Below are 14,929 nucleotides of genomic sequence, written 5' to 3' on the forward strand. Positions count from 1 at the left end.
CTTTTAAAACCCATAGCGGACACCTTCAGGGAACAGTTCTACACAGAAAGACTCTACCACAAAGTGCTTGCCAAAGGCTATCTGATGGTGTCTAAGGTTGTGTATCTTTTCATGGAAAGGCAGTTTATAGACAATACGGTGAATAACACTTATTACAGTGCGCAGTTTTTTGGAAGCCTTTTGACACCGCTCCAAAGTGGTAAGATAAATTATTATAGCCTTTTTATATACGCAGGCTTTACCGTTATACTTCTTCTACTAATCTTCTGGAGGTGATGGATGTTAAGCGTAGCCATATTCCTACCTCTTCTTGCTGGCATATTAGTGCTCTTATTAAGACGAGAGAAGTTTTCCAAGCTAATCTCTGTATTTTCTTCTGGCGTAGTGCTTTTACTTATCCTCACACTCTTTTTGGGTTTTGATTGGAGCAAGGGGGGTTTTCAGTATGAGACCAAGTACCCATGGATACCAACACTTGGGATTTATTATCACATAGGCGTTGATGGTATGGCCATATCTTTGCTACTTATGACTGCTATCATGTTCTTTGCATCTTTTATCTGGTCTTGGAAGATAGAGGACAGACCAAACCTGTATCATGCTTTATTTTTGATACTTGAGACTGCATGTTTAGGTGTCTTTTCAGCTCTGGACTTTTTCCTCTTTTACATATTCTGGGAAGGCATGCTCATACCTATGTACTTCATTATAGGTCTGTGGGGACACGAAAGGAAAGTCTACGCTGCCAATAAGTTTTTTGTTTATACATTTTTTGGTAGCCTGTTCTTACTTTTGGGTATAGCATCTTTGATAGCCTACGTATACATAACCACAGGGCAAATATCCTTTGATTACACCTTTCACAAAAACTTTAGCTACCCTCTTTGGCTACAACTTTTAGCTTTCCTACTTTTTGGTATAGGTTTTGCAGTAAAGATCCCCATGTGGCCTGTCCACACTTGGCTTCCTGATGCTCACGTAGAAGCTCCTACCGCAGGGTCTGTGATACTTGCTGCTGTACTTCTTAAGATGGGTACTTACGGTTTTGTGCGCTACTCTTTACCTCTCTTTCCAGAAGCTAGCAAATACTATATTCCTCTCATATTCTTTCTAAGCTTGGTAGCTATCATATATGCTGCCATGATGGCTATAGCTCAAACGCACATAAAAAGGCTTATAGCTTATTCTTCCATAAGCCACATGGGTGTAGTTACATTAGGCACTTTTGCGTCGGACATAAACGCTTTGAACGGTGCCATATACATGATGATCGCTCACGGACTTTCTTCTGCAACGCTCTTTATGTCCGCAGGCTTTATATACGACAGGATACACAGCTATCACATGGATGACCTTGGAGGGCTTGCCAGATATCTACCAAAACTTGCGGTAGTTTTTATGATAAGTGGCCTTGCGGGAATAGGGTTTCCTGGACTTGCTGGTTTTGTGGCGGAGTTTTTGGTATTTTTGGGCACTTTTAAAAACTTCCCTCTTTGGGCTTTTATAGCAGGAACTGGTATGATACTCAGTGCTGCTTACTTCCTCTATATGTACAAAAGGGTTATGTTTGAGGAAGAAACCATATCCGAGTATAGGCTTGAAAAGTGGAAACATCTTAAGGATTTAGAACTTCATCATTTTATACCTTTTGTGCTCATATTAGCTTGTGCCTTTTTGTTAGGGTTATACCCTCTACCTTTTGTTAAAATAGTTGAACAAACTTCAAGGTACGTTTTAGGGGGCTAAAGGTGAACTGGAATGCTATTCTGCCCGAACTCCTGCTTTCAATAGGTATCCTCGTGGTGTTCTTTCTTGAACTTTTCTTGAGCAGGAAACATTACAAACTGCTCATTTTTGTAGCAGGACTCGTTCCTTTACTGAGCGTGCTTTCCCTGTTTTTAGTACAAACACCTACACAAGCTTTCTTTGGTGTTCTTTACACAGACACTTACAGTCTTATTGCCAAGGGCTTGATATATATTATCACGGGCTTGAGTCTTTTTGCGAGTTATGACTACTTTCTCAAAAAAAGTTCAGAGTACGGTGAGCTTGCGTATCTTGTACTTTTGGCTTCTTTAGGACTTTCTCTTCTTGTTTCTTCTGCTAACTTAGCACTTCTCTTTTTATCCTTGGAACTTGCATCAATAACCATGTACATACTCATAGGTACTTTTAAAGGAGAATACCTTTCAAAGGAAGCGTCTTATAAGTATCTGGTTATAGGTAGCATAGGTACAGCCATGTTAGCCTTTGGAAGTGCCTTTTACTACGGTGCTGTAGGTAGCCTAACGCTTAAGCAATATTCACAAGATAATACTCTTTTCTTATTGGGTATGTTCCTGATCCTTTCCGCTTTGGCTCTTAAGGTTTCTTCCGTTCCCTTCCACTTTTGGACACCAGACGCTTATGAAGGGGCTCCTACACCTATAACTGCTTACATATCAACAGCTCCTAAGATTGCTCTCTACTTCTTGCTTTCTAAGATGGCTATGCTCTTTTCACAGATGAAAGCGTGGGTGCTTTTAGTGATCCTTCTGTCTGTTCTCTCCATGTTCTACGCTGGATTGATAGCCTATGTTCAGAGGTCTGTAAAGAGACTTTTGGCATACTCTTCTGTAGCACATGCAGGCTACTTTTTGCTGGGCGTAGTTGTATGGGATAAATTTTTAAACTCCGCTATGCTCTTTTATCTGTCCGTCTATGCTTTTGCATCCTTTGGCTCTTTTGTAATACTTGCGGTTCTTGAAAAAAGGGAGAACTTTACGCACCACTTTATGGACTATAGGGGACTTGGAAGGTACGATACGCTTTTAGCGGTGTTTCTGTCCCTTTTTCTATTTGCCATGATAGGGATACCACCCATGGCTCTCTTTATAGGCAAGCTGGGTATCTTTGCAGGTCTTATAAAGCTCGGATTTTTGCCTCTGGCTTTGCTTTTCTTACTGGCAAGCCTTATATCCGCAGGGTATTATCTTAAGGTGATAGTTTATATGTTTATGGAAGGCAGGGAAAGAAAGTGGCAAAAGGCAGAAATATCTGTGGGAGAAGCTCTTGTTATATTAGTGTGTGCGATGGCTGTAGTGTCTTTAGGCCTTTTCCCCAATGCTCTTTATGACCTTATACTCAAAGGGCTATGATGCTCAAAGTTCTTCCAGTAGGCATGCTCTCTGTGAACTGTTCCATCTTGGTTGATGAGGAGGAAGGAAAGGCTGTTGTGTTTGATCCTGGTGCGGATGCACAAAAGATAGAAAAGGAGCTTGAAGGTTTTGAACTCACTGCCATAGTATGCACACACGGACACATAGACCATGTGGGTCAGGTAAGAACCCTTAAGGAAAAATTCCGTGTTCCCTTTTACCTACACAAAGCAGATGTTTTCCTTATAAACGACCCTATATGGCCAGGATTTGAAAAGCATATAGGTGCTAATCTTCCGTGCCCTGAACCTGACGAATTTTTAGAAGATGGAAAAGAAATAAAGGTAGGTAAGATCACCCTTAGGGTGCTTCACACACCGGGACATACACCCGGACTCTGCTGTCTTTATGCGCAAGAGCACAGCCTTCTCATTGCAGGAGACCTCCTTTTCAGAGGTGGCGTAGGAAGGTGGGACCTACCAGGTGGCAGTTTAGAAGATCTTAAAAAATCCTTGCGGAGGGTGTTTAGCGAGCTTCCAGATGATACATTGGTAGTTTGTGGACACTACGAAGAGACTACCATAGGACACGAGAGGGTTTTCAATCCTTATCTGAGGGGTCTGTTTTGAAGGTAGCAGTCATAGATATAGGCTCTTACTCTTGCAGGCTCAGTATAGGGAACATACAAGATGGGCTTGAGATTATCTACGAAGAAGGCAATATAACCGCTCTAAGTGAAGGAGTCAAAAGCTCCGGGCTTTTACAGAAAGAGAAAATGGAGTATACCCTCGGCGTGCTAAAAGATTACATAAATAAAGCCAAAGAGTTTAAAGTGGATAGCATAGTTGCTGTAGGCACACAGGCTCTTAGGATAGCAAAAAACACTCAAGAGTTTATTAGCATGGTAAAAGAGAGCCTTGGCTTAGAAGTAAAGGTAATCAGCCCAGAAGAAGAAGGTAGATACGCCTTTCTTGCAGTAGGATACTCTTTAAGACCCGAAGGTAAGTTCTGCATAATAGACCAAGGAGGGGGATCAACAGAGTATGTGTGCGGTCAGGACCTTCTACCAGAAAAAGTAGCCTCCTTACCTTTTGGTATAGTGAACTTAACGGAAGAGTTTATACATAACGACCCTCCTCTTAACTACGAACTTGAGTCTCTTAAGAACTTTTTAGACGAGCAGATAAAGGAAGTAAAAGAAGACTGCCAAACTTTGGTAGGTTTGGGAGGCACTATAACCACCATTGCAGCTATAGAATACGGAGTTTTTCCATACAAAGGTCATATGGTGCATGGCAAAAGGCTCAGCCTTGATAGTGTCATGTTCTGGCTTGAGACCCTAAGTTCCATGAAAGAAGAGCAAAGGATAAAGAGCTTCCCTCAGATAGAGCCAAAGAGGGCAAAGGTCATTATCCCGGGAATAATCATATTTTACAGGAGCATGGTGTTGTTTGGAAAGAAGGAGATACTCGTGAGTGATTGGGGACTAAAGGAAGGCATAATCGTTGATGAGTATTTAAAAAGAAAAAAAGAGAAAGAAAAGGGAGGTGAGTAGGGGCTTGACAGCTTCTAAAAGATCCACTGAAACTGTAGGGTCACCGCATCGTTGTTTATCTTGTTCCTCTGCTCGTCAAACCTTGTGTACTCTAAAGTCCACCTGAAGTTCTCACTCTTGTAGTAGTAGTTTATTCCTATGCCTACCTGTTTTATCTTCCCAAGGCTTGACCTGTCTTGACCCGCTGTGAGTTGGTTGGCACCTACAAAGTTGGTAGCGTCTCCATACAGTCTTGCGTTTGCACCGCTACCTACCTGAACTATCTGGGGTTTGTACTCTGAGTAGCTAATGTAAGGTTCAAACTTATGCACCGCATTAGGGTTTATCATATAGCCAGCTTTAACAAGCCAAAAGTCGTTCTTTATACTCCTTCCAGGATACGGGTTGTTGACACCGTCCGTAAGGAGGAGTTTGCTAAACTTCACCTGACCTACCTCAGCCACAAAGGAGATGGGTCCGTGATGCCACGCTATGTCCGCACCGTAAAACTTCATGTCCACCTTGTTATTCAAAAGACTGTCAGATACAGTAGGACTACTTACACCTATAGGATTGGGTAAGAGAAGGTAGGGTATTCTCACATTTACTGTCCCCGCACCGTTTGAAGGAGCTCCGTTTCCAAGAAATCCGGGGGATATACCCTGAGTGTCCGTAATTATATGTTGGCTTATTTTATTCTGAAAAGCGTAAGAAACACCTAAGGTAATGCCCTTCCTCTTTCCGAGGTATGTATCCCTGTAAAGCCAGTTGTATATGGCTGGTTTGCCTTCTGGCTCTCCAAACTGCACCGTTGCCCTAAAAGTGTACAGAAAGTTGTTAGAAGAATTACCTCTTGCTTTGGAAAGGCAAGTAGCTATTGCGGGATTAGGGGATGTATACCCACACAAAGGAGTACCTGTACTTACACCTACAACGGATTCATCCCACGGGTTTTTAACATTTTTAAAGCCTCCGAAAGCACCCACAAAACCGTCAAGGGTGATCTTAGAATAACCACTACCCTTGTTAGAAGCTCTTATATGTGCATAACCACCAAAGGCTCTACCTGTCACATCTCCTATCGCTAAATGCGCCCACCTCAAAGAAGCGTTTGTCCTGTCTAAATCCAAGTTATCGTAGGCTCTCTGAAACTGCTCTCTTCCCAAAGGTACTCTCGGATAACCCAAATGCAGGTCAAAAGTTATTCCTTTTGTATCCATCATAGCGCTTGGAACAAGTATCGCATCAAACTCATGGAAATAACCAGTGTTTCTGTTGCTCTGCCTTTTGGAGTGTGTTGGCTGTCCACCAAAGGGTGCATCGTATGGATCTCTCCCAAAGTCGTTATCCCTTAAAACCAAGTTGAACTTGAACCAAGGAGAAGCACTGCCAAAAAACCTTAGCCTCACCCTTCTGAAGAATACATCGTCCCTGTCGCTCGCGTTTACAAAGTTAGGCCTGTTTGTGGAACTTATGTTTTGGTGTCTGAACCAAAGTTGCATTAGGAAGTTAATGTCAAGGTATTGTTCCTCTGCGGGACCAGAGAGTCTTATAGCATGTGCAAATTCGGGAGCAAAAAGGCAAGCCATCAAAAGCCCTGAGCTTAAAATTTTTCCCTTTTTCATTCCTTCCTCCTTTTACTGAACTTTTATGTACGCAAAACCCTTTGACTGAAGCTCTCCTATAGCACCCACACCTGAGGGTACTATCTTAGTAAACTCGTGAAGCTTGTCTGGATTTAGTCTTAAGCGTGTTAGCGTTATGTTGCATATGTAGTACTCAACGCCGTAAAGCGTCAGGTCCTTTTCCCTTCTTGCAAGTTCCGAAATGTTTATGGGCTCGTTTTCCCAAGGGCTTCCCGAAAGATCCTTCATGAAGAACTTCACACCAGGACCGTGTGCCACAACAACTATCTTTATCTTGAAGGGATCGTTATCATACACAGATAGGTGATTACCTATGTTGCTAAGCATGGCACTAAAACGTGCCTCCTGTGGAAAGTCACAGTGGTAAACAACCGCTATAGGTGTGTCTTTTTTTAAATCACTGGGATTGATCTTAGCAGGTGCTGAATGAGCTAACTTATTCAATATGGGAATAAACCCCATCAAAACCCCAATCTTAAAGAAGCTTCTTCTGTCCATGGTGCACCTCCTTTAACAAAGAGATGCAAAGAGTATGCCAGTACCTTCTTTGCAAAAAAGCTTTGTTTTTCAACGCACCAATCTAAGGGTGTATTGTCAAAAAGACAAAACGTTGTCAAAATGTCATCAAGAAGAAATTAGGTTAATATAAACTATATGAAACTGTCCACAGAATTTAAGGTAGGTGCTTTTGTAGTTGCTGTATCCCTTGCTTTTGCATTTCTTGTACTCACTTTTGGAGAGATTCCCTTTTTCAAACCCGGCGTAAAGGTTTATAAAGTTTATTTTGACAATGTGGGTGGACTATCAAAAGGTGCGGAGGTGAGGGTTGCCGGAATAAAGAGTGGAAAGGTGCGTAGCGTAGAGTTAAAAGACGGAAGAGTAGAAGTAGTGTTTGAAATAGATAAGGATATACAGCTCTACAAAGATGCGAGCGCCCAGATAGGCACACTGGGGCTTATGGGAGACAAGTACTTATCTATAAACCCTGGTGATCCCTCCTCTGGTGTGCTTTCTGAGGGTTCTGCCATACCCAAAACTTACAGTTATGCAGACACAGATAGAATGGTAAAGGAGCTTACCAACGCTTCTGAGGCTATCAGGCTCATGGTAGAAAACTTTCATATGATTCTTGCGGAGAACAGAGAGGACATAAGAAGAATAGTTCAAAACCTTGAACTGCTCTCGGACACCCTAAGCAAGATCTCTATAGAAAACAGAGAGAACCTCAGGCAGACCATAGCGAACCTCAATATGCTGGTGGCAAACCTAAACAGGACCCTACCTTCCGCCATAGCGTCTGTGGACAGATTGGCTCAAGATGTGGATAAACTGACAGTTGAAAACAGGCAGGATCTGAGACAAACCGTTGAAAACCTAAAAGAACTTACATACGGACTTAAAGGAACACTCCCTGAGCTTGCCAAAAACCTTAACGAGCTTTCTAATAACCTCAATGCGGTTGTGTTAGAAAACAGGCAGAATCTCAAAACAACCACTTCAAACCTTGCGGAAGCCACAGAGAACCTTCACAGAATCCTTGCAAGAATAGAAAAAGGCGAAGGCACGTTGGGTAAGCTGGTCAAAGACGAAGAGCTATACAGAAATATAAACTTTGCTACCAAAACCTTTGCCAAAGCAGGAGAAGTAGCGGACAAAGCTAACCTTTACATAGGCTTTAGAGCAGAGCTTTACAAGGCGGGTGATTCAAAGGGAATCCTAAGTATAGCCTTGCAACCTGATGAACAAAAGTATTACCTTCTTGAGGTGGTGGGAAACTCAAGAGGTAGAGTTTATAGAGAAGAGATCCTTCCTAACCAGACTGTAGTAAAAAAGGAATTCAAACCACAGTTTACACTGCAATATGCAAGAATATTCCCCATAATGGGAGACAAAAGCTTGGTGCTCAGGGGTGGACTAAAGGAATCCACTGGGGGTATTGGTGCGGACCTCGTTTACAACGAGAAAATTACCTTCACCTCTGACCTGTGGGATTTTGGAAGACGCGATAGACCCCAAGATAGAAACCTCAAGCCTAACCTTCAAGTGGGTGTAAACTACAAAGTGAGCGGACCACTCTTTGTGCGCTTTGGGGCAGATGACCTTTTGAATTCCAAGCTGAGAGGTGCTTTTGGTGGTGTAGGACTCTTATTTACAGACAACGACCTTAAATACCTAATTGGTACTTTGAAGATACCTTTTTAACAAAAAATGGTTTAAATTTTATTACCATGTACGAAGATCATATATACAGGCTCTATAAGGTGAATATGGACCTAAAACAGGGCGAGAGTCTGCTTTTACTTGTAGATGATGAAAAGGATTACTTAGTGGAGCTTTTAGAAGAGTTCTTGGAGGTTGCCAAAGGAATCACCGCAAAGGTGAGGTATGTTCTTTATGCATCCCTTAAGTCTCACGGTAAAGAACCACCAGAAGAGGTATGGAGAGCCACCTTTGGGGGAAAGGCAATAGACCTTTTAAAAGAAAAGGGATTTTTGGAAAAACTGCTTAACAAAGAAGCTTACCCAGAACAAGAAGTGATAAACATCATCAAGGAACATGCGCAAGATGTCCCTCAAGTTGTGATAGCATTTCCTTATTATTCCACTACCCACACCTTTTACAGAAAGCTTCTTACAGAGGTGTTTGGAGCGCGCTACGCATCTATGCCTCTCTTTGACCCTGACATGTTTGAAGGTCCCATGAATGTAGATTGGAACTTAGTAAGCAGATTAAGTAGCGATGTGGCAGACATACTAACGGAAGCAGAGTGGGCCATCGTAAAAGGTGAGGAAGGCACAAGCGTAGAGTTCTCCCTTCAAGATAGGAAAGCCATAGCGGATACGGGACTATTTCACACAAGGGGTGATTTTGGAAACCTTCCCGCAGGAGAAGCATTTATTGCACCTTTGGAAACATCAGCTTACGGAAAGCTCGTGATCACTTACGGTCCTGACAGAAGGTTAGAAAGACCCATCAGTCTTAAGTTTAAAGATGGTGCTGTGGAAGAGATAGAAGGTTTTGAGCCATACAGATACACCCTTGAGGATGTGTTTAAAAAGTACGAAAATGCAAGGTTCATAGCGGAGTTTGGTGTAGGTACAAACCCAGGAGCTAAAAGGGTGGACAATGTGTTAGAAGCAGAAAAAATACTTGGTACTATTCACATAGCCATAGGAGATAACCACACCTTTGGTGGTATTAACAGAGTACCCTTTCACACGGATTATGTAGTTTTTAAACCAGAAGTTATAGTAGGAGGTAAAGGATGGCAAAAGAGGCTATTAGAGAAAGGGAAGATATGCACATAAAGTTGGATATGCTCAAAAACATACACCTTTTTGAAGGTTTAGGAGAAGAGGAGCTAAAAGAGGCTATAAAGTATATGCAAGTCAAAGAGTTTAGACGAAATGAGTACATATTTTTTGAAGAGGAAGCGGAACCCGGTATATACATACTCATAGAGGGACTCATAAAGCTTTTGAAGGAGACGCAAGATGCACGTATAGTGATAGTTAGGCTCGTGTATCCTGGGGATGTGTTTGGGTGGATAGAGTGGGGTAAAAAGGCTCCTAAAAACACATACACAGCCAAGTCTATGACAGAATCCAAAGCTCTTTACATTTCCAACAAGGACTTTATAAACCTTGCTATAAAACACCCTGCAGTAGCCATAAAAATGACCTGTGAGGCAACAGCAAACCTCATACAGACCTACGAAACCATAAAGAGCATAGCGGGAGGAAAAGTGGAAGAGAGGATCGCAAAGGTGCTTTTGGAGATAGCGGACAGAATAGGTAAAAAGTACGATGACACCATAATAATAGAAGCACCTTTAACAAGGCTTGACATAGCGGAAATGACGGGCACTACAGTGGAGACCACCATAAGAGTCATGAGTAAGTGGAAAAAGCAGGGTATTATAAACACAGAGAGGGGATACATAGAGATAATAAAAAGAAGGGAGTTAGAAAAGTTGGTAATTTAGCGTGTATACGTTATAATTGTTTTTTATGGAACAACCCTACTTTAATCCAATAGCGTACATTTTTAATCTCTTCTGGATTTTACTTCTCATACTTTTCGTAGTTCTACCCGTATGGAGGAGGTTTTTGCTGGATAAAGCCAGAGAAGCCATAATAGAAAAGCTTGAAAGGAAAAGAGGAAGTAGGGTTATAACTCTAATACACAGACAAGAAAGTCTTGCGCTACTGGGTGTCCCCATATTTAGGTTTATAAACATAGAGGACTCGGAACAGGTCCTAAGAGCCATAAGAATGACTCCGGAGGACATGCCCATAGACCTCATCATACACACGCCCGGTGGTCTTGCTCTTGCCGCTACGCAGATAGCTAATGCCCTTTCAAGACACAAGGCTCCTGTAAGAGTAATAGTACCTCACTATGCCATGTCTGGTGGTACCCTTATAGCCCTTGCTGCTGATGAGATCATTATGGATCACAATGCAGTGCTTGGTCCCGTTGACCCACAGCTGGGACAGATGCCTGCTGCATCTATACTTAAGGTGCTTGAGCTCAAAAACATCAACGAGATAGACGATCAAACCCTTATACTGGCTGATGTGGCTAAAAAAGCTATAGATCAAATGGTGGAATACCTCGTGAATCTTTTAAAAAATAACGGTATGGAAGAGAACAAGGCAAAAACTATAGCTCAAGAGCTTGCCACAGGCAAGTACACTCACGATTATCCTCTAAGTGTGGAAAAGCTCAAAGAGATAGGACTTAATGTAAGCACAGATGTGCCAGAAGAAGTGTACGCTCTTATGGAGCTCTTCCCACAACCTATGGGCTCCCAAGTGCCTTCCGTTCAATACATACCTGTGCCTTACAAAACTCACGGTGTGAAGTGATGATGCACCAGCTTATTATAGTGGGTGGTGGACCTGCGGGTATATCCGCAAGCATATACGCTTCAAGGAAAAAGATGGATTTTCTTTTAATAACGCGCGAAGTGGGAGGGCAGGTGATAAAAGCGGGAGAAATAGAAAACTACCTTGGGTACGCTATGGTGGATGGAATAGCCTTTGTGGAGAAGATGATACAGCAGATGGAAAAACTCGGTGTAAAACCCATATTAGATGAAGTTATTAAAGTAGAAAGAAAAAATGAGGGTTTTAAACTCAAGACGCTCTCTGGCAAGGAGTACGAAGCAAAAACCGTGCTTTTCTGTACAGGAGCTGAGCACAGAAAACTAAATGTTCCGGGCGAAAAAGAGTACACAGGAAGGGGCGTGTCTTACTGCTATACATGCGATGCTCCGTTTTTTAAGGATAAAAAGGTGGTTGTGGTAGGTGGTGGAAATTCTGGTTTTGAGGCGGTAGAGCAGTTGCTCAATTACGCTTCGCAGATATACATAGTGGAAATATCCGATAGGTTTATTGCAGATGAAGTACTCAGAGATAAAGTACTCGGAAATTCAAAGGTTGTGCCTCTTCTCAAACACAGGGTACTACAGATAGATGGAGATGGAAAAGAGGTCAAAAGGGTTATCTTGGAAGATATGCAAAAAGGTGAAACTTATACTATTGATGTGGAAGGAGTGTTTGTGGAGATTGGTTTAAAGCCTAACTCAGAACTTGCTAAAGAACTTGGCGTTTTAACTACAAACAGAGGAGAAATAATAATAATAGATTGCAACAACAGGACTTCAGAGAAAGGCATTTACGCTGCTGGAGATTGCACCAACATATTTGCTAAGCAGATCATAACAGCTGCAGGAGAGGGTGCAAAGGCTCTGCTTTCCATATACCACGATCTTACTTACGGGGTGAGCTCGTGGATCTAAGCAAATATATAGACCATTCCATACTGAAACCTAACCATACTCTCAAGGGCCTTGAAGAGCAAGTAGAAAAGTGCAAAGAGCTGGGAGTCTACGGAGTCTGTATTAACCCTTTCTGGGTAAAAAGGGCAAGAGCTTTAGCGGGCAAGAGTCTAAAAGTCTGTTGTGCGGTTTCCTTTCCCTTCGGGCTTGATACAAAAGAGCAAAAGGTAAAGCAGTCTCTGAAAGCTTTGGAGGACGGAGCGGACGAGCTTGACATAGTTATGAACATATCTGCCTTCAAGAGCGGACTTTTGGGATATGTAGCTGAGGAACTAAAAGCACTAAGTAGGCATACAGAAGGATACACGAGAAAAGTTATAATAGAAACAGCCTATCTTACCACAGATGAGATAAAAAGAGCGTTGGAGCTTGTAATAGATGCAGGTATGGAGTTTGTTAAAACCTCTACGGGATACGCTCCTGAAGGTGCAAAGGAAGAGGATGTTGAGCTTTTAGTGAAGCTATCAAAAGGACAGATTAAAGTAAAAGCATCCGGAGGCATCAAGACCAAGGAGCAAGCGCAAAGGTTTCTGAAAATAGGAGCAGAAAGAATAGGCACCAGCCACACCTTTGAGATACTAAAATAAAAGAGGAATATGATTATTATCTTTCAATCAAGAATATAAGTAAAACTTTGAGTAAAAATGCTACTGTTTGTGGCGTCAAAACTCACCCGAAGCTCTGTATCTGTGATACGAGGTGGTTCACAAGAGCCAAGTAAACAGGAGCGGTAAAGAGTAAAGAGTCAAATCTGTCTGTAAAACCACCATGTTCTCCGAGCACTCCAGAAAAATCCTTTATTCCTACCTGTCTCTTTATAAAGCTTTTAAAAAGATCACCAATCACAGCACAAAGAACCAAAAAACACCCATAGATTACAGGAATATCTGAAGCAAAATATAAAAAAGTTATACCACCTACAAAACCACCAATAAAGCCCTCCCAAGTTTTTTTAGGTGAAAGCTTAGGAAAGAAGGCGTGTTTACCAAAGTTTTTTCCCACATAGTAGGAAGATATATCCACAACCCACACAAAGATCAAAAGCTTTAAAAGTTGGTAGCTGTCTATTACTTTGATGCTATAAAGGTAGGATGGTAAAACTCCTGCGTATATAAGAACAAAAAGAGCTTTCAGGAAGTCCTCCATGTTCCAACTTCTGTAGCCTATGACTAGGGAGAAAAAGGCAGAAAGGACTATACCAACACCAGTATGGATACAGGCAACTAAAAATACCAAAACTGCAATTAAAGGATTAAGATAAAACATAAGAGCTTTTGATACCTCCCAAGCGATGACAAGGGACAAAAAGGCTACCGCAAAAAGAAAAACATAAGAAGGTGAGAATGCCACCCCTATAGAAACAAGACCTACAGTAAGTCCTACAACCTCCCTACTCTTGTAGAACCGCTCCAAACTTTCTCACCCTCCTTGAGTAGTCCTCTATGGCTTTTAGAAGCTCTGCTCTGTCAAAATCAGGCCAGTAAGTCTCTGTAAAGTAGAGCTCTGTATAGGCTAAATTCCACAGAAGGAAGTTGGATATTCTCTTTTCTCCTCCTGTTCTTATAAGAAGGTCTGGGTCTGGCAGACCACCTAAGTCAAGTAAGTTTGAAAAGGTAATTTCATCAACATCACTCAATCCAGCACATATGGCTTTCTTTACAGCCCTTAAAATGTCATCCCTACCTCCGTAATCAATGGCTATACAGGCAGTTAGCTTATTACACTCTTTGCTGTCCTCTTCTAACTCTTCCATAAGTTGGACGAGTCTTTTTGATAATCTATCTCTCCTCCCTATAAACTTTAGTCTAACGCCCTTTTTTATGAGGTCCTCTTTTCTTTTTTTAAAGTAAGACTCAAAAAGTTCAAAAAGTGCCCTCACTTCTTCCTTAGGTCTTTTCCAGTTTTCCGTTGAAAAGGTAAAGAGGGTTAAATACTTAACACTAAGCTGTAAGCATGTATCTACAAGCTCCTCCGCCCTTTTTACACCCTCGTAGTGTCCCCTTATTCTTGGAAGCCCTCTCTCCTTTGCCCATCTTCCGTTCCCATCCATTATAACCGCAATGTGTTTGGGTATTTTCAGAGAGGTCATTTTCCAAGCTTTCTCTTAGCTATCTCCGCCTCTTCCGAAAGAGGGTAGTCCTTAATTACATTCTCATAAAACTCGTCAGCCCTTTGCCTATCACCTTTAAGCTCGTAAAGTTTGGCAAGTTGAAGATACGCAGATGGTGCTTTGTTGCAGTCTGGTAATTCACCTTTTTTACACTTTTCTACTAAGGTAAGCCAAACCGCTTGTGCCTTATCAAGTTCTCCAAGGTCTCTAAAGACGGCCCCAAGCCAGAAGTAAGCATTGTCCGTGAGTGGGGTTTTGGGATTTTTCCTTATGAATTCTATAAACTTTTCCTTTGCAAGACTAAGCTGTTTTTGGTTATATAGGTTCATAGCTTCGTCATACTCTGCTTGATAACTTTCCGAAGGTTTTTGCTGTATTTGTATATTCTTTTTACTTTCCTCCGGAAGCCTTACAGAAACTGTACTGTCCTTACCCGTTTTTAGTTTTTCTACCTCAAGCCTAAGCTTTGTGAGACTTTCCGCGAGATTATCCACCCTGGTTTCCGTTTTTATATTCTGCTCTTCAAGTCTCCTTTGCCTTTCCTCAAGCTTGCTTAGTCGCTCGTCAACTTTTGCAAACCTCTGATCTAACTCCTCCTTTGTAATGGGACCACACGCTGTGAGACCTAAAAGGATAAACCAAAGTGCTTTTTTCATA

15 protein-coding genes and 1 pseudogene are annotated in these 14,929 nt (G+C 41.9%); 11 read left to right on the forward strand and 5 right to left on the reverse strand.

Going from position 1 to position 14,929, the window contains the following annotated elements; genetic code table 11:
* The 5 genes and pseudogenes from CP948_RS02705 to CP948_RS02725 form a co-directional block, all read left to right on the forward strand.
* Positions 1–276 (forward strand): annotated as a pseudogene (locus CP948_RS02705) (NADH-quinone oxidoreductase subunit L); the annotation flags it as partial.
* A gap of 3 nt (positions 277–279) precedes the next feature.
* The gene (locus CP948_RS02710; RefSeq protein WP_096600864.1) at positions 280–1,746 is read left to right on the forward strand and encodes a complex I subunit 4 family protein; all 1,467 of its coding nucleotides are present in this window, start codon (positions 280–282) and stop codon (positions 1,744–1,746) included.
* 2 nt (positions 1,747–1,748) lie between these two features.
* Positions 1,749–3,137, forward strand: coding sequence for an NADH-quinone oxidoreductase subunit N (locus CP948_RS02715; protein WP_096600866.1), 1,389 nt, complete (start codon positions 1,749–1,751; stop codon positions 3,135–3,137).
* On the forward strand, positions 3,134–3,766 hold the full coding sequence (locus CP948_RS02720; protein WP_096600868.1) for an MBL fold metallo-hydrolase: 633 nt from the start codon (positions 3,134–3,136) through the stop codon (positions 3,764–3,766). The genes CP948_RS02715 and CP948_RS02720 overlap by 4 nt, the downstream gene beginning before the upstream one ends.
* Entirely contained in the window at positions 3,763–4,692 is a 930-nt protein-coding gene (locus CP948_RS02725) for a Ppx/GppA phosphatase family protein (RefSeq protein ID WP_096600870.1), read from the forward strand. Before CP948_RS02720 ends, CP948_RS02725 begins: the two co-directional genes overlap by 4 nt.
* 14 nt (positions 4,693–4,706) lie before the next feature.
* Here CP948_RS02725 and CP948_RS02730 read toward each other — a convergent pair whose 3' ends face one another.
* Positions 4,707–6,296 (reverse strand): porin, encoded by a 1,590-nt coding sequence (locus tag CP948_RS02730; protein ID WP_096600872.1) that lies wholly within the window; start codon positions 6,294–6,296, stop codon positions 4,707–4,709.
* A gap of 12 nt (positions 6,297–6,308) precedes the next feature.
* Positions 6,309–6,815 (reverse strand): DsrE family protein, encoded by a 507-nt coding sequence (locus CP948_RS02735; protein ID WP_096600874.1) that lies wholly within the window; start codon positions 6,813–6,815, stop codon positions 6,309–6,311.
* A 156-nt stretch (positions 6,816–6,971) separates the two neighbouring features.
* On the opposite strand from CP948_RS02735, the gene CP948_RS02740 reads away from it, so the two are divergent.
* The 6 genes from CP948_RS02740 to deoC are packed head-to-tail and all read left to right on the forward strand — an operon-like array spanning position 6,972 to position 12,749.
* A complete protein-coding gene (locus CP948_RS02740; protein WP_096600876.1) occupies positions 6,972–8,519 on the forward strand; it encodes an MlaD family protein in 1,548 nt (515 codons plus the stop codon).
* Positions 8,520–8,545: 26 nt separating this feature from the next.
* Complete coding sequence (locus tag CP948_RS02745; protein ID WP_096600878.1) at positions 8,546–9,625, forward strand: aminopeptidase; 1,080 nt, start codon at positions 8,546–8,548, stop codon at positions 9,623–9,625.
* A complete protein-coding gene (locus tag CP948_RS02750) occupies positions 9,583–10,302 on the forward strand; it encodes a Crp/Fnr family transcriptional regulator (RefSeq protein ID WP_096600880.1) in 720 nt (239 codons plus the stop codon). The genes CP948_RS02745 and CP948_RS02750 overlap by 43 nt, the downstream gene beginning before the upstream one ends.
* 25 nt (positions 10,303–10,327) lie before the next feature.
* Positions 10,328–11,188, forward strand: a complete 861-nt coding sequence (locus CP948_RS02755; RefSeq protein WP_096600882.1) for an SDH family Clp fold serine proteinase — start codon at positions 10,328–10,330, stop codon at positions 11,186–11,188.
* Positions 11,189–11,190: 2 nt separating this feature from the next.
* Positions 11,191–12,123 carry an NAD(P)/FAD-dependent oxidoreductase gene (locus CP948_RS02760; RefSeq protein WP_096601265.1) on the forward strand — a complete coding sequence of 311 codons (933 nt, stop codon included), beginning with the start codon at positions 11,191–11,193 and terminating at the stop codon, positions 12,121–12,123.
* Complete coding sequence (gene deoC / locus CP948_RS02765) at positions 12,114–12,749, forward strand: deoxyribose-phosphate aldolase (protein WP_096600884.1); 636 nt, start codon at positions 12,114–12,116, stop codon at positions 12,747–12,749. The genes CP948_RS02760 and deoC overlap by 10 nt, the downstream gene beginning before the upstream one ends.
* Positions 12,750–12,831: 82 nt before the next feature.
* On the opposite strand, the gene CP948_RS02770 is transcribed toward deoC, so the two are convergent.
* The 3 genes from CP948_RS02770 to CP948_RS02780 are packed head-to-tail and all read right to left on the reverse strand — an operon-like array spanning position 12,832 to position 14,928.
* Positions 12,832–13,575 (reverse strand): phosphatidate cytidylyltransferase, encoded by a 744-nt coding sequence (locus CP948_RS02770; protein ID WP_096600886.1) that lies wholly within the window; start codon positions 13,573–13,575, stop codon positions 12,832–12,834.
* On the reverse strand, positions 13,553–14,251 hold the full coding sequence (gene uppS, locus CP948_RS02775; RefSeq protein ID WP_096600888.1) for a polyprenyl diphosphate synthase: 699 nt from the start codon (positions 14,249–14,251) through the stop codon (positions 13,553–13,555). Before uppS ends, CP948_RS02770 begins: the two co-directional genes overlap by 23 nt.
* Positions 14,248–14,928: a tetratricopeptide repeat protein gene (locus tag CP948_RS02780; protein ID WP_096600890.1), complete on the reverse strand. Its 681-nt coding sequence runs from the start codon at positions 14,926–14,928 to the stop codon at positions 14,248–14,250. The genes uppS and CP948_RS02780 overlap by 4 nt, the downstream gene beginning before the upstream one ends.
* Between the last annotated feature and the right edge of the window lies 1 nt (position 14,929).

This window comes from Hydrogenobacter hydrogenophilus, from assembly GCF_900215655.1.
GTDB lineage: Bacteria > Aquificota > Aquificia > Aquificales > Aquificaceae > Hydrogenobacter > Hydrogenobacter hydrogenophilus.